Below are 503 nucleotides of genomic sequence, written 5' to 3' on the forward strand. Positions count from 1 at the left end.
CTCTTTACTGTTAAAAAAAAAGTCAGCATAATTATTTTGAGATAAATTTTTAGGACTTAGGTTATAAAAGTAGGTTCCATCAGCAAAAGTTTTAGTAATAGTATCTAAATATTCTTTATCTGATTTATTTTTTTTATTTTTAGTCGCCCAATCTTTCAAATCTTTAGAAATTGTGTTTGGTAATAGCTTATAATAATCTTTTAATCTATCATTAATCTCTTGATTATTTTTATACCTTAAAAACTCTATTTTTTTCTTTCTATCAATTAAATTTTTAATTGTGAAAGTTTGATTAAATAAATTTTCCTCAATCTTATAATCAATAGTTTTAAGTTTAGAATTAGCTAATGTAGGTATCCACTTGCCCTTGTGAGGTTCAATAATAATTTCATAATTTTTACCTAAGTTTTGACTTTTATTAATTTTAATGTGATTTTTAAAAGTATTGTACATGTATATATTTGAAGTAGGTCTCCAGGATCTGTTCTTTTCCATGTAATCAA

At 23.1% G+C, this 503-nt stretch carries 1 protein-coding gene; it reads right to left on the reverse strand.

All coding sequences use genetic code 11. From position 1 onward, the window contains the following. Positions 1-453 (reverse strand): hypothetical protein (locus AMO08_RS01695; protein WP_218836559.1); only part of this gene is annotated, 453 nt, incomplete at its 3' end. Positions 454-503 lie beyond the last annotated feature (50 nt).

Origin of the sequence: Candidatus Pelagibacter communis, from assembly GCF_001180205.1 — a bacterium.
In the GTDB taxonomy this organism is placed as follows: Bacteria; Pseudomonadota; Alphaproteobacteria; order Pelagibacterales; family Pelagibacteraceae; genus Pelagibacter; species Pelagibacter ubique_O.